Consider the following 20362-nt stretch of genomic DNA (forward strand, 5'->3'; position numbering starts at 1 on the left):
GCGCTAGATAATTGAACGCGCCCCGGGCAAAAAAAAGCCCGCAGTGTGGGCGGGCGAAAAACCAACGAAGAGCTTTGGGGGTGTGAAGCGAGGTGACGACTCAGCTACCGCGATAGGTGGAGTAGCTGTAAGGCGAAATCAGCAGGGGCACGTGGTAGTGATCCTGTTCGGCACTGATGCCAAAACGCAGCACCACCACATCGAGGAACGCAGGCTGTGGCAATTGCACGCCGCGGGCGCGGTAATAGTCGCCGGCGCTGAATTGCAATTGGTAGACGCCACTGCGGTAATCCTCCCCTTGCAGCAGCGGCGCGTCGCAGCGACCGTCGCTGTTGGTCACGGCCGTGGCAACCAGCTCCAGTTGCGCACCTTCGACGCGGTACAGCTCAACCTGGATGGCGCTGCCTGGGCAGCCGTGGGCTGCGTCCAGTACGTGTGTGGTCAGTCGTCCCATGGGTTGGGGCTCCCTTGCGTTGAGTGAAATAAGCCGCCCCCTTATGGGGCATGAAAAAGTCGCGATTGAGCTGATTAAGACACTTTTAATAAAAATTGTACACAATAAAAATCACAAAGTTTCTGACACCCCTGCCAGCACACGCCCCAAGCTCAAAAACTCAACACCCCTTGCTTTTAAACGACCTTTTATCCATTTACTGACCAACCGGGCAAGTTTCTTGCAGTGTTAAGCTGCGGCAACCGCCGAGAAAAAATGCGGAAATACAGGCTTACAAAGTGACTATCAAGTTGTATACAATCAGCCCATCGCTGTGACGCCACCCAGTCTTTCCGCTGGCCGCCACACACTTGCTACCACGAACAAGAAGGAAGACTGCAGTGAGCGCTGACTACCCACGCGACCTGATCGGTTACGGCAGTAACCCTCCTCACCCCCACTGGCCGGGCAAGGCGCGCATCGCTTTGTCGTTCGTACTCAACTACGAAGAAGGCGGCGAGCGCAACATTTTGCACGGCGACAAAGAGTCCGAAGCCTTCCTTTCGGAAATGGTCTCGGCCCAGCCGCTGCAGGGCGAACGCAACATGAGCATGGAGTCGCTGTACGAGTACGGCAGCCGTGCCGGCGTGTGGCGCATCCTCAAGCTGTTCAAGCAATTCGATATCCCGCTGACCATCTTCGCCGTAGCCATGGCCGCCCAGCGCCACCCGGATGTGATCCGCGCGATGGTCGAGGCCGGCCACGAGATCTGCAGCCACGGCTATCGCTGGATCGACTACCAGTACATGGACGAGGCCCAGGAGCGCGAGCACATGCTCGAAGCCATCCGCATCCTCACCGAACTGACCGGCGAACGCCCACTGGGCTGGTACACCGGGCGCACCGGCCCCAACACCCGGCGGCTGGTGATGGAGGAAGGCGGCTTCCTGTATGACTGCGACACCTACGACGACGACCTGCCCTACTGGGAACCCAACAACCCGACCGGCAAGCCGCACCTGGTGATCCCCTACACCCTGGACACCAACGACATGCGCTTTACCCAGGTGCAGGGCTTCAACAAGGGCGATGACTTTTTCGAGTACCTCAAGGATGCCTTTGACGTGCTGTACGCCGAAGGCGCCGAGGCGCCGAAAATGCTTTCGATCGGCCTGCACTGCCGCCTGATCGGCCGCCCGGCGCGCCTGGCTTCGTTGAAGCGCTTTATCGAATACGCCAAAAGCCACGAACAGGTGTGGTTCACCCGCCGCGTCGATATCGCCCGTCACTGGCAAGCAACCCACCCGTACACGGGAGCTGCGAAATGACTGCGTTTAAGACATTGAAACCCTCGACCTTGAGCCGCGACGCTTTCGTCGCAGCCTTTGCCGACATCTACGAACATTCGCCATGGGTGGCCGAAAAGGCCTACGACCTGGGACAGGACACCTCGATCGACCAGATCGAAACCCTGCACCAGCGCATGAGCGACATCCTGTTGAGCGCCGATCATGCCAGCCAACTGGCGCTGATCAACGCTCACCCGGACCTGGCCGGCAAAGCCGCCGTCCAGGGCCAACTGACCGAGGCCAGCACCAATGAACAGGCTGGCGCCGGTATTCACCAATGCACGGCCGAAGAGTTCTCGCGCTTCACCGAGCTGAACGACGCCTACAAGGCCAAGTTCAAGTTTCCCTTCATCATGGCGGTAAAAGGCAGCAACCGGCATCAGATCCTCGCCGCGTTCGAAACGCGCATCCACAACTCGGTGGACACCGAGTTCAAGTGCGCGCTGGACGAGATCAACAAGATCGCGTTGTTCCGATTACTGACTCTTTAAGCAGACCTGGCCCGAGCGGTTCATGAACGCCCAGGGCCTGGCGAGCATCCCAAGCCACTCTATTTAAGGCAGACAAGAAGAATGAAAGCTTACGCCGTACCTTTCGAGAAGTTCGTCAACCTGGCCGACGCCCGCCTGGGCACCAAGATCATCTCCGTCACCGATGACTGGTTCGCCGACGCCAACCGCCTGTTCCAGCCGACCCCGGCCGTGTGGAAGGAGGGCGTTTTCGATGACAACGGCAAGTGGATGGACGGCTGGGAGTCGCGCCGCAAGCGCTTCGAAGGCTACGACAGCGCGGTGATCCGCCTGGGCGTACCGGGCTCGATCAAGGGCGTGGACATCGACACTTCATTCTTCACCGGCAACTACCCGCCATCGGCCTCGCTGGAAGCCTGCTTCCTGGCCTCGGGCGAGCCGGATGACAATACCCAGTGGGTGGAAGTGCTGTCGGCCGTCGAGCTGCAGGGCAACAGCCACCACTACCACGAAATCAGCAACGACCAGGCGTTCAGCCACCTGCGTTTCAACATCTACCCGGATGGCGGCGTGGCCCGCCTGCGTGTGTACGGCGTGCCGTTCCGCGACTGGTCCGCAATCGGCGACAACGAACAGGTCGACCTGGCTGCCGCGTTGAATGGCGGTCGCGCCCTGGCGTGCTCCGATGAACACTTCGGCCGCATGAGCAACATCCTCAACCCGGGCCGTGGCATCAACATGGGCGACGGCTGGGAAACCGCACGTCGTCGCACGCCAGGCAATGACTGGGTGATCGTCGCGCTGGGTCACCCGGGCGAGATCGAGAAGATCATCGTCGACACCCTGCACTTCAAGGGCAACTACCCGGACACCTGCTCGATCCAGGGCGCCTTCGTGAAGGGCGGCACCGACAGCCAGATCGAAACCCAATCGCTGTTCTGGCGCGAACTGCTGCCGGCACAGAAACTGGAAATGCACGCCGAACACACCTTCGCCGAACAGATCAAGGCACTGGGCCCGATTACCCACATCCGCCTGAACGTGTTCCCGGATGGCGGTGTGAGCCGCCTGCGCGTTCTCGGCAAGGTCGCGAAGTAACACCCGATCGTTCCCACGCTCCGCGTGGGAACGCATTCCGTGACGCTCTGCGTCACAAGAGCGGACGCAGAGCGTCCGGGGCGGTGTTCCCACGCAGAGCGTGGGAACGATCCATAGACAAGATTAAGAAGACAGCCATGCGCACACTGATGATCGAACCCCTGACCAAAGAAGCCTTCGCCCCTTTCGGAGACGTTATCGAAACCGATGGCAGCGATCACTTCATGATCAACAACGGGTCGACCATGCGCTTTCACAAGCTGGCAACGGTAGAAACCGCGCAGCCTGAAGACAACGCGATCATCAGCATCTTCCGCGCCGACGCGCTGGATATGCCGCTGACCGTGTGCATGCTGGAGAGACACCCGCTGGGCAGCCAGGCTTTCATCCCGCTGCTCGGCAACCCCTTTCTGATCGTGGTCGCGCCACTTGGCGATGCACCTGTATCAGGCTTGGTCCGCGCCTTCGTCACCAACGGCAGGCAGGGCATCAATTACCATCGCGGCGTCTGGCACCACCCGGTGCTGACGATCGAAAAGCGGGATGACTTCCTGGTGGTTGATCGCAGTGGCACAGGCAATAACTGCGATGAGCATTTCTTCAAAGAGGATGAGCGATTGATCCTCGCCCCCCACCAATAAGAGAAGGCCGGATCACCCGACAACAAGGGTGACAGGCGAGAGGTAAAGACTGTGGAAGCACATCTGTTGGAATGGCTGAACCTTAGCGTGCGCTGGGTTCACATGATCACTGGCGTCGCCTGGATCGGCGCTTCGTTCTACTTTGTCTGGCTGGAAAACAACCTCAACCGCGTCAACCCCAAGGACGGCCTGGCCGGTGACTTGTGGGCGATCCACGGTGGCGGTATCTACCACCTGGAAAAATACAAACTGGCCCCGCCGACCATGCCGGACAACCTGCACTGGTTCAAATGGGAAGCCTATTTCACCTGGATGTCAGGCATCGCGCTGCTGTGCGTGGTGTTCTACTCCAACCCGACCTTGTACCTGCTGGCCCCGGGCAGCAGCCTCAGTGGTCCGGAAGGCGTGCTGCTGGGCATCGGCTCACTGTTCGTCGGCTGGTTCATCTACTCCTTCCTCTGCGACTCGGCCCTGGGCAAGCGCCCTGCCCTGCTCGGCTTCATTCTGTTCGTGCTGTTGATTGCCGCCGCGTACGGCTTCAGCAAAGTGTTCAGTGGCCGTGGCGCGTACCTGCACGTGGGCGCCGTGATCGGCACCATCATGGTCGGTAACGTGTTCCGCATCATCATGCCGGCGCAACGCGCGCTGGTGGCGGCAATCGCCGAGAACCGCACGCCGGATCCGGCCCTGCCGGCCAAGGGCTTGCTGCGTTCACGCCACAACAACTACTTCACCCTGCCCGTGCTGTTCATCATGATCAGCAACCACTTCCCGAGCACCTACGGCAGCCAGTACAACTGGCTGATCCTGGCCGGGATCGCGGTGGCGGCAGTGCTGGTGCGGCATTACTTCAACACCCGCCACAACAGCCAGAAGTACGCGTGGACCTTGCCGGTGGGCGCCTTGGCGATGATTTGCCTGGCGTATGTGACCGGGCCCAAGCCCGTTGCGACCGCTCCGGACGTGGCCAAGGCACCGGCGGCGATCGAGTACCAGCCGCTGCCGGAAACCGCCTTGGGCGGTGGCTTGAAGCCCGCTGCCCCTGCCGCTCCAGCCGCGCCAGCCGCAGAACCTGCACCTGCGCCGGCCCAGGCGACGATTGATTTCGACAAGGTGCACGGGGTGATCCAGGAACGCTGCGCCGTGTGCCATTCGGCCAAGCCCACCAGCCCACTGTTCAGCACCGCGCCGGCCGGGGTGATGTTCGATACCCCGGCGCAGATCCAGCAGCAGGCGGCACGCATTCAAGCGCAAGCCGTGGCGAGCCAGATCATGCCGCTGGGCAACATCACCCAGATGACCCAGCAGGAGCGTGACTTGATTGGCACATGGATCAATCAGGGGGCGCGTACCAACTGACAGCCTGACACAGGTCCAAATGTGGGAGCGGGCTTGCTCGCGAATGCGGTGTGTCATCCAACACATCAGTGGCTGAACCACCGCATTCGCGAGCAAGCCCGCTCCCACAGGGGATTTTCTGAGTTTCGAAGATTGCGTTCCAAACAACACAAAAATAAAAAAGATCCGAGGTGTTGCATGTCCCAGTTAGAACCGCAGATCCCTGCCGCGCCCGCGATGGAGCGGCTGCCCCTCTTGCAACTGATTCTGGTAGGCCTGCAACACGTCTTGCTGATGTACGGTGGCGCCGTCGCCGTCCCCCTGATCATTGGCCAGGCCGCCGGCCTGAGCCGTGAAGAAATCGCCTTTCTGATCAACGCCGACCTGCTGGTAGCCGGTATCGCCACCCTGGTGCAGTCATTCGGCATCGGCCCGGTGGGCATTCGCATGCCGGTGATGATGGGCGCCAGTTTCGCCGCCGTGGGCAGCATGGTCGCGATGGCCGGCATGCCCGGCATCGGTCTGCAGGGAATCTTCGGCGCGACCATCGCCGCCGGCTTCTTTGGCCTGTTGATCGCGCCGTTCATGTCCAAGGTCGTGCGTTTCTTCCCGCCGCTGGTGACCGGCACAGTGATCACCGCGATCGGCCTGTCGCTGTTTCCGGTGGCCGTGAACTGGGCCGGTGGCGGCAGTGCAGCGGCCACCTTTGGCTCGCCGATCTACCTGGCGATTGCCGCCTTGGTGCTGGCCACCATTTTGTTGATCAACCGCTTCATGCGCGGCTTCTGGGTCAATATCTCAGTGCTGATCGGCATGGGCCTGGGGTACGCCTTGTGCGGCGCCATCGGCATGGTCGACCTCGCCGGCCTGGCCCAGGCGCCGTGGGTGCAAGTGGTGACGCCGCTGCATTTCGGCATGCCCAAGTTCGAGCTGGCGCCGATCCTGTCGATGTGCCTGGTGGTGGTGATCATTTTCGTCGAATCCACCGGGATGTTCCTCGCGCTGGGGAAGATCACCGGCCAGGACGTCACGCCGAAGATGCTGCGCCGCGGCCTGTTGTGTGATGCCGGCGCGTCATTCTTCGCCGGTTTCTTCAATACCTTTACCCACTCCTCGTTCGCGCAGAACATCGGCCTGGTGCAGATGACCGGCGTGCGTTGCCGCTCGGTGACCATGATGGCCGGCGCCTTCCTGATCGTGCTCAGCCTGTTGCCCAAGGCCGCGTTCCTGGTGGCGTCGATTCCACCGGCGGTCCTCGGCGGCGCGGCGATTGCCATGTTCGGCATGGTCGCGGCCACCGGTATCAAGATCCTCCAGGAAGCCGACATTGCCGACCGCCGCAACCAGTTGCTGGTGGCGGTGAGCATCGGCATGGGCCTGATCCCGGTGGTGCGTCCGGAGTTCTTCGCGCAACTGCCACTGTGGATGAGCCCGATTACCCACAGCGGGATCGCCATGGCCACCCTCAGCGCGTTGTCGCTGAACATATTGTTCAACATTCTCGGCGGGGCTGAACGCCCTGTCGTCGCCCACACGCATTGATTCCTTCGTTAAAACAACAATAACAACGAACAGGAAACAGCCCCATGCACGCCATTCACCCGGGGCCGGCCACCCGCCGTGCCCCATTCCTGCCCCATGCGCTCTGTAACGGCGCACTTGAGCCAAGGCTTTGGAGCCAGTATTCTCCGCGCCCGTTCGAATCGACTCAAAAAAAAACAGCCAATGTAAAAGCTGACTGCAAGGCCAACTTACCCCGGCCCAATGTCTGCTGCCAAAGTGCGCAAAAGTTCTCGATATTCGACTGCATCCGATGCAGCCGACGGGGATTTTTTGGCTTTTTAAACACCTTGGCGCAGCTCTTGCTAAAAGCATTAAAGCTGACCGAACAGACGATTTTTGCAGCGAACCAAAAGGCGCCACACCAGAGCGCCTGCGTAGAAGAAAAACCATAAAACTTTAACTCGGGAGCAACCGAATGAAACCTATGTTCAAAGGCCTGATGCTGGCGGGATCCCTGCTGGCCGGTGGCCAGGCCGTGGCCGGTGATCTGTTGCAGTGGCAGAACAACAGCCTGACTTACTTGTGGGGCAAGAGCTTTACCGTCAACCCGCAGATCCAACAAACCGTGACGTTCGAACATGCCGACGCCTGGAAGTACGGCGACAACTTCTTCTTCCTCGACCGCATCTTTTACAACGGCAAGGAAGACGGCAATGTCGGCCCCAATACTTATTACGGTGAGTTCAGCCCGCGCCTGTCGTTTGGCAAGATTTTCGACAAGGACCTGTCATTCGGCCCGATCAAGGATGTCCTGCTGGCCTTCACTTATGAGTTCGGCGAAGGCGACAACGAGTCGTACTTGCTCGGCCCAGGCTTTGATTTGAACATCCCCGGTTTCGACTACTTCCAGTTGAACTTCTACCAGCGCCAGACCGAAGGCAATCGCCCGGGTGACGGCGTCTGGCAAATCACCCCGGTATGGTCGTACACCGTGCCGGTCGGCAACTCCGACATCCTCATCGACGGCTTCATGGATTGGGTGACGGACAACGACAAGAACGCGCGCGGCACTTACCACGCCAACCTGCACTTCAACCCACAGGTCAAGTATGACCTGGGCAAGGCGCTGCACTGGGGCGACAAGCAGTTGTATGTGGGCTTTGAGTACGACTACTGGAAGAACAAGTACGGCATTGAAGATTCCGGCGCGTTCAAGACTAACCAGGACACGGCGAGCTTCCTGGTCAAGTATCACTTCTAAATAACACTGCAAAACAAATGTGGGAGCGGGCTTGCTCGCGAAGGCGGTGGATCAGTCAGCAGATTCGGGGGCTGACACACCGCTATCGCAGGCAAGCCAACTCCCACATTTTTAGACCGGTGACAGGCCTAAGAACCTCGACAGTTCCTCGCGCTTGGCCAACGCATCCTTCCTGCCCAACTCAATCAACTCGCTGCAGTACCCCGCCTCGAACAGCAGGTAGCTCAACACCCCCGCCCCGCTCGTCTTGGTCGCCCCCGGCCCGCGCAGGAACAAGCGCAATGCCGCCGGCAATTCCTGCCGATGACGTGCTGCGATTTCATCGATCGGCTGGCTGGGTGCAATCACCAGCACTTCAACCGGGGCCAGGCCCTGTATCGCGGCATCCGCCGGCAACACGTGGCTGAACTGGTTCAAGCGCTCCAGCAGTTCGATATCACTTTCCAGGCTGTCAATGAACGTGCTGTTGAGCATATGCCCGCCAATCTGCGCCAACGTCGGCTCCTGGCCGGTGTAGGTGCGCTGCGTCGACGGCTCGTTGCCCCGCGGGTTGCCGCTGACGCCGACCACCAGCACTCGGCTGGCGCCCAGGTGCAAGGCCGGGCTGATTGGCGCCGATTGTCGTACGGCGCCGTCACCGAAATATTCCTGGTCGAGTTTCACTGGCGCAAACAACAAGGGGATCGCCGAACTGGCCAGCAGGTGTTCAACCGTCAGTTGCGTCGGCACGCCGATACGCCGATGGCGCAACCACGCGTCGATGGTGCCGCCGCCTTGGTAGAAGGTCACGGCCTGCCCGGATTCGTAGCCGAACGCCGTCACCGCGACCGCATGCAAATGCTGGTGGCGGATGGCTTCGTCGATGCCGTCCAGATTCAACCGCTCCTGCAGCAAATCGCGCAGCGGCGCGCTATTGAGCAACGCCACCGGCACCTGGGCGCCGATGCCCAGCAGGCTGTGGATAAAGAACCGGCTCGCCTGGCGAATCACCCCCGGCCAGTCGCTGCGTAACACCCGATGGCTGCGAAAGCCCTGCCAGAACACGGTAAGACGTTGGACTGCAGCGGTGAAGTCCATGGCGCCACTGGCCAGGCTCACCGCATTGATCGCGCCGGCAGAGGTGCCGACGATCACCGGAAAAGGGTTCGGCGCTCCCGGCGGCAACAGCTCGGCAATCGCCGCCAATACCCCCACCTGATACGCCGCTCGCGCCCCGCCGCCGGAAAGAATCAAGCCTGTAACCGGTTCAGCTGGGCGCATCGCATCACTCCGTGTGGGGAAAGCTCGTTCTTTGTGGCGAGGGCGCCTGCTCCCGGAGGACTGCACAGCCGCCACACGCTCTTATCAACGACGTTTTTCGTACAGTTTAGGCTCACCGGGTGGCCGGCTCTTGAAGCGGCGATGGGTCCACAGGTATTGCTCGGGGCATTCTCGTACCGAGGCTTCGACCCACTGATTGATCCGCAGGCAATCGACTTCATCGCTTTCGCCGGGAAAGTCGGTCAACGGCGGGTGGATCACCAGGCGGTAACCGCTGCCGTCCGCCAGGCGCTCCTGGGTGAACGGCACCACCAGCGCCTTGCCCAGGCGGGCAAACTTGCTGGTGGCGGTCACCGTGGCGGCCTGGATGCCGAACAACGGCACGAACACGCTTTGCTTGGCGCCGTAGTCCTGGTCCGGTGCGTACCAGATGGCGCGGCCGGCGCGCAGCAGCTTGAGCATGCCGCGCACGTCTTCACGCTCGACCGCCAGCGAATCGAGGTTGTGACGCTCGCGACCACGGCGCTGGATGTAGTCGAACAACGGGTTGCCGTGCTCGCGGTACATGCCATCAATGGTGTGTTTCTGCCCCAGCAGGGCCGCGCCGATTTCCAGCGTAGTGAAATGCAGGGCCATGAGGATCACGCCCTTGCCATCCAGCTGGGCCTGCTTGAGGTGTTCAAGGCCTTCGACGTGGGCCAGGCGCGCCAGGCGCTGACGCGACCACCACCAGCTCATGGCCATTTCAAAGAAGGCGATGCCGGTGGAGGCGAAGTTTTCCTTGAGCAGGCGCTTACGCTCCTTGGCGGATTTTTCCGGGAAGCACAGTTCCAGGTTTCGCGCGGCGATACGCCGACGTTCACCGGCCACCCGGTACATGCCCGCTCCCAGCAGGCGACCAATGGTCAGCAGCGCGCGGTACGGCAATTGGGTGACCAGCCACAGCAGGCCGAGTCCCAGCCATAACAGCCAAAAACGCGGGTGAAAAAATACAGCTCGAAAACGCGGGCGATCCATTACAGATTCCGGTAAAGACAGGGCCGCGCATTCTACAACGGTTCGACTCGGCTTGCGGCCAGTGAGTGTTCTCGTTATAAGTCTCGACACTTTTCGTGACAAGCCGCTTTTGCCGACCATGAGCCAAACCGAACCGCTAGACCAAGATCCCGTGTTCCAGCTGAAAGGCAGCATGCTCGCCATCACCGTGCTGGAACTCGCCCGCAACGACCTCGACGCCCTGGATCGCCAGCTCGCCGCCAAGGTCGCCCTGGCGCCGAACTTCTTCAACAATGCCCCGCTGGTGCTGGCCCTGGACAAATTGCCGGCCGGCCAAGGCTCGATCGACCTGCCCGGCCTGATGCGTGTGTGCCGCTCCCATGGCCTGCGTACACTGGCGATTCGCGCCAGCCGTATCGAAGACATCGCCGCCGCCATCGCCATTGAACTGCCAGTACTGCCGCCATCCGGCGCGCGCGAGCGTCCGCTTGAACCTTTGGTCGGCGAAGTGAAGAAAAAACCGGAAAAACCTCCGGAGCCTACGATCAAGCCTACAAAGATCATCACCTCGCCCGTACGCGGCGGGCAGCAAATTTACGCCCAGGGTGGCGACCTGGTGGTGATCTCCTCGGTCAGTCCGGGGGCGGAACTTCTCGCCGATGGCAATATCCATGTATACGGCCCGATGCGCGGACGTGCCCTCGCCGGCATCAAGGGTGATACCAAAGCGCGTATTTTTTGCCAGCAGTTGACTGCTGAACTAGTGTCCATCGCAGGCCAGTACAAGGTTTCAGAAGATTTGCGCCGTGATCCGCTGTGGGGGGCCGGGGTGCAGGTCAGCCTGTCGGGCGATGTGTTGAACATCATCCGTCTTTAACGGATACTGCCGCATTTTCCAAGCATCTCTAGACTCTGATAGCACAGCGAAACCGGCAAGACTTGCGTAGGAATAATTGAAAGTTGGCGTTTCCCCTACGGAAACCACATCTTTTTCCTACTAGGGCTGCCCGCCTGCAGCGAGTTCCAAGAGATGTTTTTCAGGGACTGAAAAGTCCTTTTTCCTTAGGGGTGAAACACCTTGGCCAAGATTCTCGTGGTTACATCCGGCAAGGGTGGTGTGGGTAAGACCACCACCAGCGCCGCTATCGGTACCGGCCTCGCTCTGCGCGGCCACAAGACAGTCATCGTCGACTTCGACGTCGGTTTGCGTAACCTCGACCTGATCATGGGCTGCGAACGCCGCGTGGTGTACGACTTCGTCAACGTGGTGAACGGCGAAGCCAACCTGCAACAGGCCCTGATCAAGGACAAGCGCCTTGAGAACCTGTACGTACTGGCCGCCAGCCAGACCCGTGACAAGGATGCATTGACCAAAGAAGGCGTGGGCAAAGTCCTCGCCGAGCTGAAAGAAACTTTCGAATACGTGGTGTGTGATTCGCCGGCGGGTATCGAAACCGGTGCTCACCTGGCGATGTACTTTGCCGATGAAGCCATCGTGGTGACCAACCCGGAAGTGTCCTCGGTACGTGACTCGGACCGCATGCTCGGCCTTCTGGCCAGCAAATCCAAGCGCGCCGAGGAAGGCCAGGACCCGATCAAGGAACACCTGCTGCTGACCCGCTACAACCCTGAGCGCGTCAGCAATGGCGAAATGCTTGGCGTTGAAGACGTCAAGGAAATCCTCGCCGTGACCCTGCTGGGCGTGATCCCGGAATCCCAGGCGGTGCTCAAGGCATCCAACCAGGGCGTGCCGGTGATTCTCGACGACCAGAGCGACGCCGGCCAGGCGTACAGCGATGCCGTTGATCGCTTGCTGGGCAAGACCGTGGAACATCGCTTCCTCGATGTCAAGAAGAAGGGATTCTTCGAGCGTATCTTTGGAGGCAACTAAACAATGAAATTTCTCGACTTCTTTCGCGCCAACAAAAAGCCAAGTACCGCGTCGGTAGCGAAAGAGCGTCTACAGATCATCGTGGCGCACGAACGCGGCCAACGCAGCACTCCGGATTACCTGCCGGCCTTGCAGAAGGAACTGGTCGAGGTGATCCGCAAGTACGTCAATATCGGTAACGATGACGTGCATGTCGCCCTGGAAAATGACGGCAGCTGCTCGATTCTGGAACTCAATATCACCCTGCCTGATCGTTGATCGAACAGGCGGCCGCCACGGCGGCTCGTTCACCCTGACCTGTTTTACGGGCCGGGTGGGCGAGCCGCCGTTGGCGTTTGTTACGAGGCTGTTTAATGCCGCTGTCCACTATTCATATCCTGTACCAGGACGACGCTGTCCTGGTGGTGAACAAGCCGACCCTGCTGCTCTCGGTGCCTGGCCGCGCCGATGACAACAAGGACTGCCTGATCACGCGCCTGCAGGAAAACGGCTACCCCGAAGCCCGCATTGTCCACCGCCTGGACTGGGAAACCTCGGGCATCATCCTGCTCGCCCGGGACGCCGATACGCACCGCGAACTGTCCCGTCAGTTTCACGACCGCGAAACCGAAAAGGCCTACACCGCCCTGGCCTGGGGCCAGCCTGAACTGGACAGCGGCAGCATCGACCTGCCCCTGCGCTACGACCCGCCGACCAAGCCACGCCACGTCGTCGACCACGAATTCGGCAAGCACGCGCTGACCTTCTGGAAGGTGCTGGAGCGCTGCGGCGACTGGTGCCGCGTCGAACTGACGCCGATCACCGGGCGTTCGCATCAGTTGCGCGTGCACATGCTGTCGATCGGGCATCCATTGCTCGGTGATGGGCTCTACGCCCACGAACAAGCCCTGGCCGCCTGGCCACGCCTGTGCCTGCACGCCAGCATGTTGAGCTTCACCCATCCGCAAAGCGGCGAACGCGTGCGCTTCGAGTGCCCTGCACCGTTCTAAGCTGCACACACGCTCAAATGCTGTCGAGCTTTAGCGAGGCTGCGAAGGCGGTGGCACTGACAGTCCTTCTGTGCCTGACACACCGCCTTCGCGGCCTCGCTGGGGCTCGACGGCTCCCACAGGGGGGGCGGCTGTGTGGCTGAGATTGAGCAGGCACGGGTTTCGCTGATTGCAGTTTGTGCAGAGTGTCGCTGGGTGAGCTGGATCCCAGCGACCGCTAGGTTTCGCTATGTGGCTGAGATTCCAACCACCACACCGCCCAACTGTGGGAGATGTCGAGCTTTAGCGAGTCTGCGAAGGCGGTGGCACTGATAGCTCCTCTGTGCCTGACACACCGCCTTCGCGGCCTCGCTGGGGCTCGACGGCTCCCACAGGGGGGGCGGCTGTGTGGCTGGGATTGAGCAGGCACCGGGTTTCGCTGATTGCAGTTTCTGCAGAGTGTCGCTGGGTGAGCTGGATCCCAGCGACCGCTAGGTTTCGCTACGTGGCTGAGATTCCAGCCACCACACCGCCCAACTGTGGGAGATGTCGAGCTTTAGCGAGGCTGCGAAGGCGGCGGCACTGACAGTCCTTCTGTGCCTGACACACCGCCTTCGCGGCCTCGCTGGGGCTCGACGGCTCCCACAGGGGGGGCGGCTTTGTGGCTGAGATTGAGCAGGCACGGGTTTCGCTGATTGCAGTTTGTGCAGAGTGTCGTTGAGTGACCTGGATCCCAGCGGCCACTAGGTTTCGCTATGTGGCTGAGATTCCAGCCACCACTCCGCCCAACTGTGGGAGATGTCGAGCTTTAGCGAGGCTGCGAAGGCGGCGGCACTGACAGTCCTTCTGTGCCTGACACACCGCCTTCGCGGCCTCGCTGGGGCTCGACGGCTCCCACAAGGGGGGCGGCTGTGTGGCTGGGATTGAGCAGGCACCGGGCGGCTGAGATTCCAGCCACCACACCGTCTAAATGTGGGAGCTGGCTTGCCTGCGATGGCGGTGTGTCAGCCTCAAATCTTTCACTGACAGACAGCCATCGCAGGCAAGCCAGCTCCCACAGTGGTTCTGTGTGGTGCTCAAGAAGGCAGCTTCACTTCAAATGTGTAGCCAATACGGTAAACTCCGCGCATTGCTGTCTGGAGCTATTTATGCGCGAAGCGTTGAATCAAGGCCTGATCGACTTCCTCAAGGCCTCCCCTACTCCTTTTCATGCCACCGCCGCCCTGGCCCAGCGCCTCGAAGCCGCCGGCTACCAGCGTCTCGACGAGCGCGAAACCTGGACCACCGAAGCCAACGGTCGCTACTACGTGACCCGCAACGACTCCTCGATCATCGCCTTCAAGCTCGGCCGCCACTCGCCGCTGCTGGGCGGCATCCGCCTGGTCGGCGCCCACACCGACAGCCCGTGCCTGCGCGTCAAGCCACAGCCGGAACTGCAGCGCCAGGGTTTCTGGCAGTTGGGCGTCGAAGTCTACGGCGGTGCGCTGCTGGCGCCGTGGTTCGACCGCGACCTGTCCCTGGCGGGCCGTGTCACCTTCCGCCGTGACGGCAAGGTCGAAAGCCAGCTGATCGACTTCAAGCTGCCCATCGCCATCATTCCCAACCTGGCCATTCACCTGAACCGTGAAGCCAACCAGGGCTGGGCGATCAATGCGCAGACCGAGCTGCCGCCGATCCTCGCCCAGTTTGCCGGCGATGAGCGCGTGGACTTCCGCGCCGTGCTCACCGAGCAACTGGCCCGCGAACACGGGCTGAACGCCGACGTGGTGCTCGACTACGAGCTGAGCTTCTACGACACCCAGAGCGCCGCCGTGATCGGCCTGAATGGCGACTTCATCGCCGGCGCACGCCTGGACAACCTGTTGTCGTGCTACGCCGGCCTGCAAGCCTTGCTCACCAGCGAGACCGATGAAACCTGCGTGCTGGTGTGCAACGACCACGAAGAAGTCGGTTCCTGCTCGGCCTGCGGCGCCGATGGCCCGATGCTCGAACAGACCCTGCGGCGCTTGTTGCCGGAAGGTGATGAATTCGTACGCACCATTCAGAAATCGCTGTTGGTGTCTGCGGACAATGCTCACGGCGTGCACCCCAACTACGCCGAAAAGCACGACGCCAACCACGGCCCCAAGCTCAACGCCGGCCCGGTGATCAAGGTCAACAGCAACCAGCGCTACGCCACCAACAGCGAAACCGCCGGGTTCTTCCGCCACCTGTGCATGGCCCAGGAAGTACCGGTGCAAAGCTTTGTGGTGCGCAGCGACATGGGCTGCGGCTCCACCATCGGCCCGATCACTGCCAGCCACCTGGGCGTGCGCACCGTGGACATCGGCCTGCCGACGTTTGCCATGCACTCCATCCGTGAACTGTGCGGCAGCCATGACCTGGCGCATCTGGTGAAGGTACTCGGCGCGTTCTACGCGAGCCGCGACCTGCCCTGATCTCGGCAACTGACTGCGGTCAGAACTGTGGGAGCGGGCTTGCTCGCGAAGGCGGTGTGTCAGCCACTGAATCGGCTGACTGATGTATAGCCTTCGCGAGCAAGCCCGCTCCCACATTCATTTCTACGCACACCTGATCTGTATCACCTGCATTTTCTGCAATCCGGCCTAGACTTGTCAGAATTCCCACTCTGACAAGGCCGTCGCCCGATGATCTCCATGTCCTCCTTCCACGCCATGCTTATCCCTATTGTGATCGGCATGATCATGCTCGCGGTCGGCTTCAACTTTCGTGACAAACCTGCCGGGGTGTTCGGCATGTGGGTGGGCATGCTGCTGATCCTGGGCACCGTGGTGTACAAGATCCTCGCCAAACTGGCCGAATGACAAATGCACTCGCATTGGGCATAGCGGCCTCGTACACTCGGTCAATTCGTCGTTTCCAAGGTTGACCGCCTCGTGCTTTCCCGTCTGTTCGCCCTGCCCTGTTACCTCCTGATCGCTCTGCTCACGCTGCTGCCGCTCGCGCCTGCCCAGGCCGTGAGCCTGCCCGGCCTGCTGGGCAGCACCAACAAGACCCAACCCCAGGCCGAAGTGCCGCTCGGCCAGTCCCTGGACGAGGTGATCAAGACCCTGGAAAACGACCAGCAACGCACCCAGTTGCTGAGCGACCTGAAGAAACTGCGCGAAGCCACGCAAAAGGCCCAGCCGGCCGCCGAACAAGGCGTGCTCGGGTTGATCGGCAGTACGCTGTCGGGCCTCGAGCAGCAGTTCTCCGGTGCCGACAGCCCGCTGGGACGCTGGTCCAATGAAGTCGACCTGGCCAAGGATGAACTCGGCGCGCTGATGCTGCCGGCCAGCGAATGGCTGCCGATCATTTTCGGCTTTGCCTTGATCCTGGCGGTGTGGAGCCTGCTCGCAGCCGCGCTGATCTGGCTGAGCCACCGCGTGCGTGAACGCTTCGGCCTGCCCGAGGAACTGCCGCAACACCCGCGCACCTGGGACATGCTGCGCTTTGCCCTGCGCAAACTGGGGCCATGGCTGATCGCGCTGGTGATCACCGTGTACCTGAGCTACGCGCTGCCCTCGTCCCTGGGTAAATCCCTGGCGATGGTGCTGGCCTACGCGCTGGTGGTCGGCACGTGTTTCTCGGCGATCTGCGTCATCGCGTTTTCGGTGCTGGACGGCCCGCACCGTCACCGCGCGCTGTATATCCTGCGCCACCAGGCGTTTCGTCCGTTGTGGCTGATCGGCAGCTTTGCGGCCTTCGGCGAGGCGCTGAGCGACCCACGGATGATGCAGGCCCTGGGACAGCACCTGGCACACACCGCCGCGACCGTGGCGAATGTGATGGCCGCGCTGTCCACCGGCGTGTTCATCCTGCGCTTCCGTCGTCCGATCGCCCACCTGATCCGCAACCAGCCGCTGTCCCGCCGCCTCACGCGCCGCGCCCTCAGCGACACCATCGAAATCATCGGTTCGTTCTGGTACATCCCGGCCTTGCTGCTGGTGGGTATCTCGCTGTTCGCCACCTTCGTATCCGCCGGCGACACCAGCACCGCCCTGCGTCAGTCACTGTTGTGCACGGTGCTGCTGGTGTTGTGCATGGTGATCAACGGCCTGGTCCGCCGCCACGCCCTCAAGCCGCAACGCGGGCACAAGCGCCATGCGCTGTACTCCGAACGCCTGAAAAGCTTCGTCTACACCCTGGCTCACCTGGTGGTGTGGCTGGTGTTTATCGAGCTGGGCCTGCGGGTCTGGGGCCTGTCGCTGATCCGCTTTACCGAAGGCGACGGCCATGAAATCAGCGTCAAGCTGTTCGGCCTGGGCGGCACGCTGCTGTTTGCCTGGCTGATCTGGATCCTCAGCGACACCGCGATCCACCACGCCCTCACCCGCTCGCGCAAAGGCCTGGCGAATGCCCGCGCGCAGACGATGATGCCGCTGATCCGCAACGTGCTGTTCGTGACCATCTTCATCATCGCGGCCATCGTCGCGCTGGCGAACATGGGTATGAACGTCACGCCCCTGCTGGCCGGTGCCGGTGTGATCGGCCTGGCCATCGGTTTCGGTGCACAGTCGCTGGTGGCGGACTTGATCACCGGCCTGTTCATCATCATCGAAGACTCCCTGGCCATCGATGACTACGTGGATGTCGGCGGCCACCTCGGCACGGTCGAAGGCTTGACCATCCGTACCGTGCGCCTGCGCGATATCGACGGCATCGTGCACACCATCCCGTTCAGCGAGATCAAGAGCATCAAGAACTACTCGCGGGAGTTCGGCTACGCGATATTTCGCGTGGCGATCCCCTACAACATGGAAATCGACGACGCGATCAAGCTGATGCGCGATGTCGGCCAGAAGATGCGCAACGACCCGCTGCAACGCCGCAATATCTGGTCGCCACTGGAGATCCAGGGGGTGGAAAGCTTCGAATCCGGCAGCGCGATCCTGCGCGCGCGGTTCAAGACGGCACCGATCAAGCAATGGGAAGTGTCGCGGGCGTTCAACTTATCGCTCAAACGTCACTTGGACGAAGCCGGCCTGGACCTGGCCACCCCGCGCTTGAGCGTGCAGGTGGTGACGGGAGCGTCGGGCGGGTTGGAGAAAGAGAAGAACGCGTGAGTGGGAGGGGCCTGTAGTGGCCCGGAGCCATGTAGCGGTCTGAGGTCTTGTTGGGGTGATCGGGGCTTTTGTGTTGAGCCGGCCTTTTGTGGTGAGCGGGCTTGCCCCGCGTTGGGCTGCGCAGCGGCCCCTCTCAAGAAACACTCAGTGCATCAGGTAAACCTCAGCGGCTGGTTTTGGGGCTGCTTCGCAGCCCAACGCGGGGCAAGCCCGCTCACCACAACAAGCCCGCTCACTACAATAGCCCTGCTCACCCCAACAAGCTTTGAGGCCACAACAGGCCCGCATTTCACACCAATCGAGCCTGCTGCAGCGCTGGCTCAGGACAGCGCGGCGCCGTCCATCTTCTGGCGCAGGCTCAACGGACGCATGTCGGTCCAGGTTTCTTCGATGTAGGCCAGGCATTCTTTCTTCAGGCCGCTCTTGCCCACGGTGCGCCAGCCTTCTGGCACCGCCTTGTAGTCGGGCCAGATGGAATACTGTTCTTCATGGTTGACCACTACCTGAAACAGGATGTCGTCGCGGTCAAATACTGAGGTCATTGCTGTTCTCCATCGCTCAAAGGCTGGCTGCGCACCACGCGCAGCGCTGATATCTGTAGAAACGTACCAACGCGTAAAAAAATTAGAGGCTGGCCACCGCTGCGGCCAGGGCGCGCCCGAAGATCTCGGCCACTCGGTCGACTTCGGCGGCGGTAATCACCAGCGGCGGCAGGAAGCGCACCACGCTGCCATGCCGGCCGCCGAGTTCCAGGATCAGGCCGCGCTTGAGGCATTCACGCTGCACCAGCGGCGCCAATTGGCGATGCACCGGTGGATGGCCCTGAATATCCAGGGTGCCCTCGGGGTCGACCAATTCCACGCCGAGCATCAACCCACGCCCGCGAATGTCGCCAAGGTGCGGGAATTCACGCTGCAGGATTCTCAAGTGTTCACCGAGGCGTTCGCCCATGGCGGCCGCGTGGCCAGCCAGGTCGTGTTCCTTGAGGTAGCGCATCACCGCCGAGCCCGCCGCCATGGCCATCTGATTGCCACGGAAGGTCCCGGCATGCGCACCCGGCAACCAGGTGTCGAGCCAGTCGCGATACACCACCACCGCCAACGGCAGGCTGCCGCCGATGGCCTTGGACATCACCACCACGTCGGGAATGATGCCGGCGTGTTCGAAGGCAAACATCTTGCCGGTACGGCCAAAACCGCTCTGGATTTCATCCACGATCAACGCCACGCCGGCCTGCTCGGTGATCCGCCGCAAACCGCGCAGCCAGTCGAGATCGGCCGGGATCACGCCGCCCTCGCCCTGCACCACCTCGACGATCACCGCCGCCGGCAGCAACACCCCGGCTTCCGGGTCATTGAGCAGGTTCTCCAGGTAATGCAGGTTGACCCGCACACCCTCGGCGCCGCCCAGCCCGAACGGGCAACGGTAGTCGTAGGGATACGGCAGGAATTGCACGCCATTGCCGAGCAAGGCGCCCAAGGGTTTCTTCGGTCCCAGGCTGCCCATCAGGCTCAACGCGCCCTGGCTCATGCCGTGGTAGCCGCCCTGGAACGACAACACCGTGCTGCGCCCGGTGGCGGTGCGCACCAGCTTCAACGCGGCTTCCACCGCGTCGGTGCCGGTCGGGCCGCAGAACTGGATCTTGGCTTCGCGCGCCAGCGCAGTCGGCAACAAGCCGAACAGGTCCTGCACGAACTGGTCCTTGACCGGCGTGGTCAGGTCCAGGGTGTGCAGGGGCAGTTCGTCACTGAGCACCTGCTGGATGGCTTCGATCACCACCGGGTGGTTATGCCCCAGCGCCAGGGTGCCGGCGCCGGCCAGGCAGTCGATGAAGCTGCGGCCTTCCACGTCTTCCACGTAGATACCCTTGGCGCGCTTGAGCGCCAGGGGAATGCGCCGCGGGTAACTGCGCGCGTTGGATTCCTGCTGGCGCTGTCGAGCCAGCAGCGGGGTTTCGTCGAACTGGTAGAGCGTTTCCGCGGGCGCCGGGCTGGCATGCACCGGGGCATCTTCGATACGGCTGATAGCGACTGACATCTCTCGATCCCTCAATACGCTGATGATGGTGACCAAACTGCCGATCCGTTG

20 protein-coding genes are annotated in these 20362 nt (G+C 61.6%); 15 read left to right on the top strand and 5 right to left on the bottom strand.

The window, feature by feature from the left end:
• Positions 1-100: 100 nt before the first annotated feature.
• Complete coding sequence (gene uraH / locus JFU04_RS20735) at positions 101-454, bottom strand: hydroxyisourate hydrolase (protein ID WP_065903417.1); 354 nt, start codon at positions 452-454, stop codon at positions 101-103.
• Positions 455-834: 380 nt separating this feature from the next.
• Between uraH and puuE the strand changes: the two genes are divergently transcribed.
• The 8 genes from puuE (at position 835) to JFU04_RS20775 (ending at position 8093) form a co-directional block, all read left to right on the top strand.
• On the top strand, positions 835-1761 hold the full coding sequence (gene puuE, locus JFU04_RS20740) for an allantoinase PuuE (protein ID WP_065903420.1): 927 nt from the start codon (positions 835-837) through the stop codon (positions 1759-1761).
• Entirely contained in the window at positions 1758-2273 is a 516-nt protein-coding gene (gene uraD, locus JFU04_RS20745) for a 2-oxo-4-hydroxy-4-carboxy-5-ureidoimidazoline decarboxylase (RefSeq protein ID WP_065903423.1), read from the top strand. The genes puuE and uraD overlap by 4 nt, the downstream gene beginning before the upstream one ends.
• Before the next feature lie 81 nt (positions 2274-2354).
• Positions 2355-3350 carry an allantoicase gene (gene alc / locus JFU04_RS20750; protein ID WP_120449303.1) on the top strand — a complete coding sequence of 332 codons (996 nt, stop codon included), beginning with the start codon at positions 2355-2357 and terminating at the stop codon, positions 3348-3350.
• A gap of 137 nt (positions 3351-3487) precedes the next feature.
• A complete protein-coding gene (locus tag JFU04_RS20755) occupies positions 3488-3991 on the top strand; it encodes an ureidoglycolate lyase (protein WP_027603915.1) in 504 nt (167 codons plus the stop codon).
• A gap of 51 nt (positions 3992-4042) precedes the next feature.
• Entirely contained in the window at positions 4043-5350 is a 1308-nt protein-coding gene (locus JFU04_RS20760) for a urate hydroxylase PuuD (RefSeq protein ID WP_065903429.1), read from the top strand.
• 177 nt (positions 5351-5527) lie between these two features.
• Positions 5528-6871: a nucleobase:cation symporter-2 family protein gene (locus JFU04_RS20765; protein ID WP_065903433.1), complete on the top strand. Its 1344-nt coding sequence runs from the start codon at positions 5528-5530 to the stop codon at positions 6869-6871.
• A 44-nt stretch (positions 6872-6915) separates the two neighbouring features.
• Positions 6916-7284, top strand: coding sequence for a hypothetical protein (locus JFU04_RS20770; RefSeq protein ID WP_201145638.1), 369 nt, complete (start codon positions 6916-6918; stop codon positions 7282-7284).
• A gap of 23 nt (positions 7285-7307) precedes the next feature.
• Positions 7308-8093, top strand: a complete 786-nt coding sequence (locus JFU04_RS20775; protein ID WP_065903436.1) for an outer membrane protein OmpK — start codon at positions 7308-7310, stop codon at positions 8091-8093.
• Positions 8094-8204: 111 nt separating this feature from the next.
• On the opposite strand, the gene JFU04_RS20780 is transcribed toward JFU04_RS20775, so the two are convergent.
• Positions 8205-9353, bottom strand: a complete 1149-nt coding sequence (locus tag JFU04_RS20780) for a patatin-like phospholipase family protein (RefSeq protein WP_120449305.1) — start codon at positions 9351-9353, stop codon at positions 8205-8207.
• Between the two features lie 84 nt (positions 9354-9437).
• On the bottom strand, positions 9438-10370 hold the full coding sequence (locus JFU04_RS20785) for a lipid A biosynthesis lauroyl acyltransferase (protein WP_065903442.1): 933 nt from the start codon (positions 10368-10370) through the stop codon (positions 9438-9440).
• Positions 10371-10488: 118 nt separating this feature from the next.
• Here JFU04_RS20785 and minC point away from each other — a divergent pair, with 118 nt between their 5' ends.
• From minC to JFU04_RS20820, 7 genes are all read left to right on the top strand, one after another.
• Positions 10489-11226 (top strand): septum site-determining protein MinC, encoded by a 738-nt coding sequence (gene minC, locus JFU04_RS20790; RefSeq protein ID WP_065903444.1) that lies wholly within the window; start codon positions 10489-10491, stop codon positions 11224-11226.
• A gap of 201 nt (positions 11227-11427) precedes the next feature.
• The gene (minD, locus tag JFU04_RS20795) at positions 11428-12240 is read left to right on the top strand and encodes a septum site-determining protein MinD (RefSeq protein ID WP_003175251.1); all 813 of its coding nucleotides are present in this window, start codon (positions 11428-11430) and stop codon (positions 12238-12240) included.
• A gap of 3 nt (positions 12241-12243) precedes the next feature.
• A complete protein-coding gene (gene minE, locus JFU04_RS20800) occupies positions 12244-12498 on the top strand; it encodes a cell division topological specificity factor MinE (RefSeq protein WP_003175252.1) in 255 nt (84 codons plus the stop codon).
• A 95-nt stretch (positions 12499-12593) separates the two neighbouring features.
• Positions 12594-13229: an RluA family pseudouridine synthase gene (locus tag JFU04_RS20805; protein ID WP_201145640.1), complete on the top strand. Its 636-nt coding sequence runs from the start codon at positions 12594-12596 to the stop codon at positions 13227-13229.
• Positions 13230-14356: 1127 nt separating this feature from the next.
• Complete coding sequence (locus JFU04_RS20810; protein WP_065903452.1) at positions 14357-15646, top strand: M18 family aminopeptidase; 1290 nt, start codon at positions 14357-14359, stop codon at positions 15644-15646.
• 219 nt (positions 15647-15865) lie between these two features.
• The gene (locus JFU04_RS20815) at positions 15866-16033 is read left to right on the top strand and encodes a hypothetical protein (protein ID WP_162946051.1); all 168 of its coding nucleotides are present in this window, start codon (positions 15866-15868) and stop codon (positions 16031-16033) included.
• A gap of 72 nt (positions 16034-16105) precedes the next feature.
• A complete protein-coding gene (locus tag JFU04_RS20820) occupies positions 16106-18274 on the top strand; it encodes a mechanosensitive ion channel family protein (protein WP_065903455.1) in 2169 nt (722 codons plus the stop codon).
• Between the two features lie 320 nt (positions 18275-18594).
• Here the strand turns inward: JFU04_RS20820 and JFU04_RS20825 are convergent, their stop codons facing one another.
• A complete protein-coding gene (locus JFU04_RS20825) occupies positions 18595-18816 on the bottom strand; it encodes an MbtH family protein (protein WP_065903458.1) in 222 nt (73 codons plus the stop codon).
• An 82-nt stretch (positions 18817-18898) separates the two neighbouring features.
• A complete protein-coding gene (locus JFU04_RS20830) occupies positions 18899-20311 on the bottom strand; it encodes an aspartate aminotransferase family protein (RefSeq protein ID WP_120449306.1) in 1413 nt (470 codons plus the stop codon).
• Positions 20312-20362: the final 51 nt, after the last annotated feature.

The organism is Pseudomonas sp. TH21, assembly GCF_016651025.1.
GTDB classification, from domain to species: Bacteria; Pseudomonadota; Gammaproteobacteria; order Pseudomonadales; family Pseudomonadaceae; genus Aquipseudomonas; species Aquipseudomonas aylmerensis.

What these genes read in the sequence shown, in the direction of transcription:
- JFU04_RS20775 (WP_065903436.1), top strand. Translation starts at nt 7,308, where the DNA reads ATGAAACCTATGTTCAAAGGCCTGATGCTGGCGGGATCCCTGCTGGCC.
- uraH (WP_065903417.1), bottom strand. Translation starts at nt 454, where the DNA reads ATGGGACGACTGACCACACACGTACTGGACGCAGCCCACGGCTGCCCA.
- JFU04_RS20810 (WP_065903452.1), top strand. Translation starts at nt 14,357, where the DNA reads ATGCGCGAAGCGTTGAATCAAGGCCTGATCGACTTCCTCAAGGCCTCC.
- JFU04_RS20785 (WP_065903442.1), bottom strand. Translation starts at nt 10,370, where the DNA reads ATGGATCGCCCGCGTTTTCGAGCTGTATTTTTTCACCCGCGTTTTTGG.
- JFU04_RS20830 (WP_120449306.1), bottom strand. Translation starts at nt 20,311, where the DNA reads ATGTCAGTCGCTATCAGCCGTATCGAAGATGCCCCGGTGCATGCCAGC.
- JFU04_RS20825 (WP_065903458.1), bottom strand. Translation starts at nt 18,816, where the DNA reads ATGACCTCAGTATTTGACCGCGACGACATCCTGTTTCAGGTAGTGGTC.
- JFU04_RS20815 (WP_162946051.1), top strand. Translation starts at nt 15,866, where the DNA reads ATGTCCTCCTTCCACGCCATGCTTATCCCTATTGTGATCGGCATGATC.
- minC (WP_065903444.1), top strand. Translation starts at nt 10,489, where the DNA reads ATGAGCCAAACCGAACCGCTAGACCAAGATCCCGTGTTCCAGCTGAAA.
- minE (WP_003175252.1), top strand. Translation starts at nt 12,244, where the DNA reads ATGAAATTTCTCGACTTCTTTCGCGCCAACAAAAAGCCAAGTACCGCG.
- JFU04_RS20780 (WP_120449305.1), bottom strand. Translation starts at nt 9,353, where the DNA reads ATGCGCCCAGCTGAACCGGTTACAGGCTTGATTCTTTCCGGCGGCGGG.
- JFU04_RS20770 (WP_201145638.1), top strand. Translation starts at nt 6,916, where the DNA reads ATGCACGCCATTCACCCGGGGCCGGCCACCCGCCGTGCCCCATTCCTG.
- JFU04_RS20805 (WP_201145640.1), top strand. Translation starts at nt 12,594, where the DNA reads ATGCCGCTGTCCACTATTCATATCCTGTACCAGGACGACGCTGTCCTG.
- JFU04_RS20755 (WP_027603915.1), top strand. Translation starts at nt 3,488, where the DNA reads ATGCGCACACTGATGATCGAACCCCTGACCAAAGAAGCCTTCGCCCCT.
- alc (WP_120449303.1), top strand. Translation starts at nt 2,355, where the DNA reads ATGAAAGCTTACGCCGTACCTTTCGAGAAGTTCGTCAACCTGGCCGAC.
- JFU04_RS20765 (WP_065903433.1), top strand. Translation starts at nt 5,528, where the DNA reads ATGTCCCAGTTAGAACCGCAGATCCCTGCCGCGCCCGCGATGGAGCGG.
- uraD (WP_065903423.1), top strand. Translation starts at nt 1,758, where the DNA reads ATGACTGCGTTTAAGACATTGAAACCCTCGACCTTGAGCCGCGACGCT.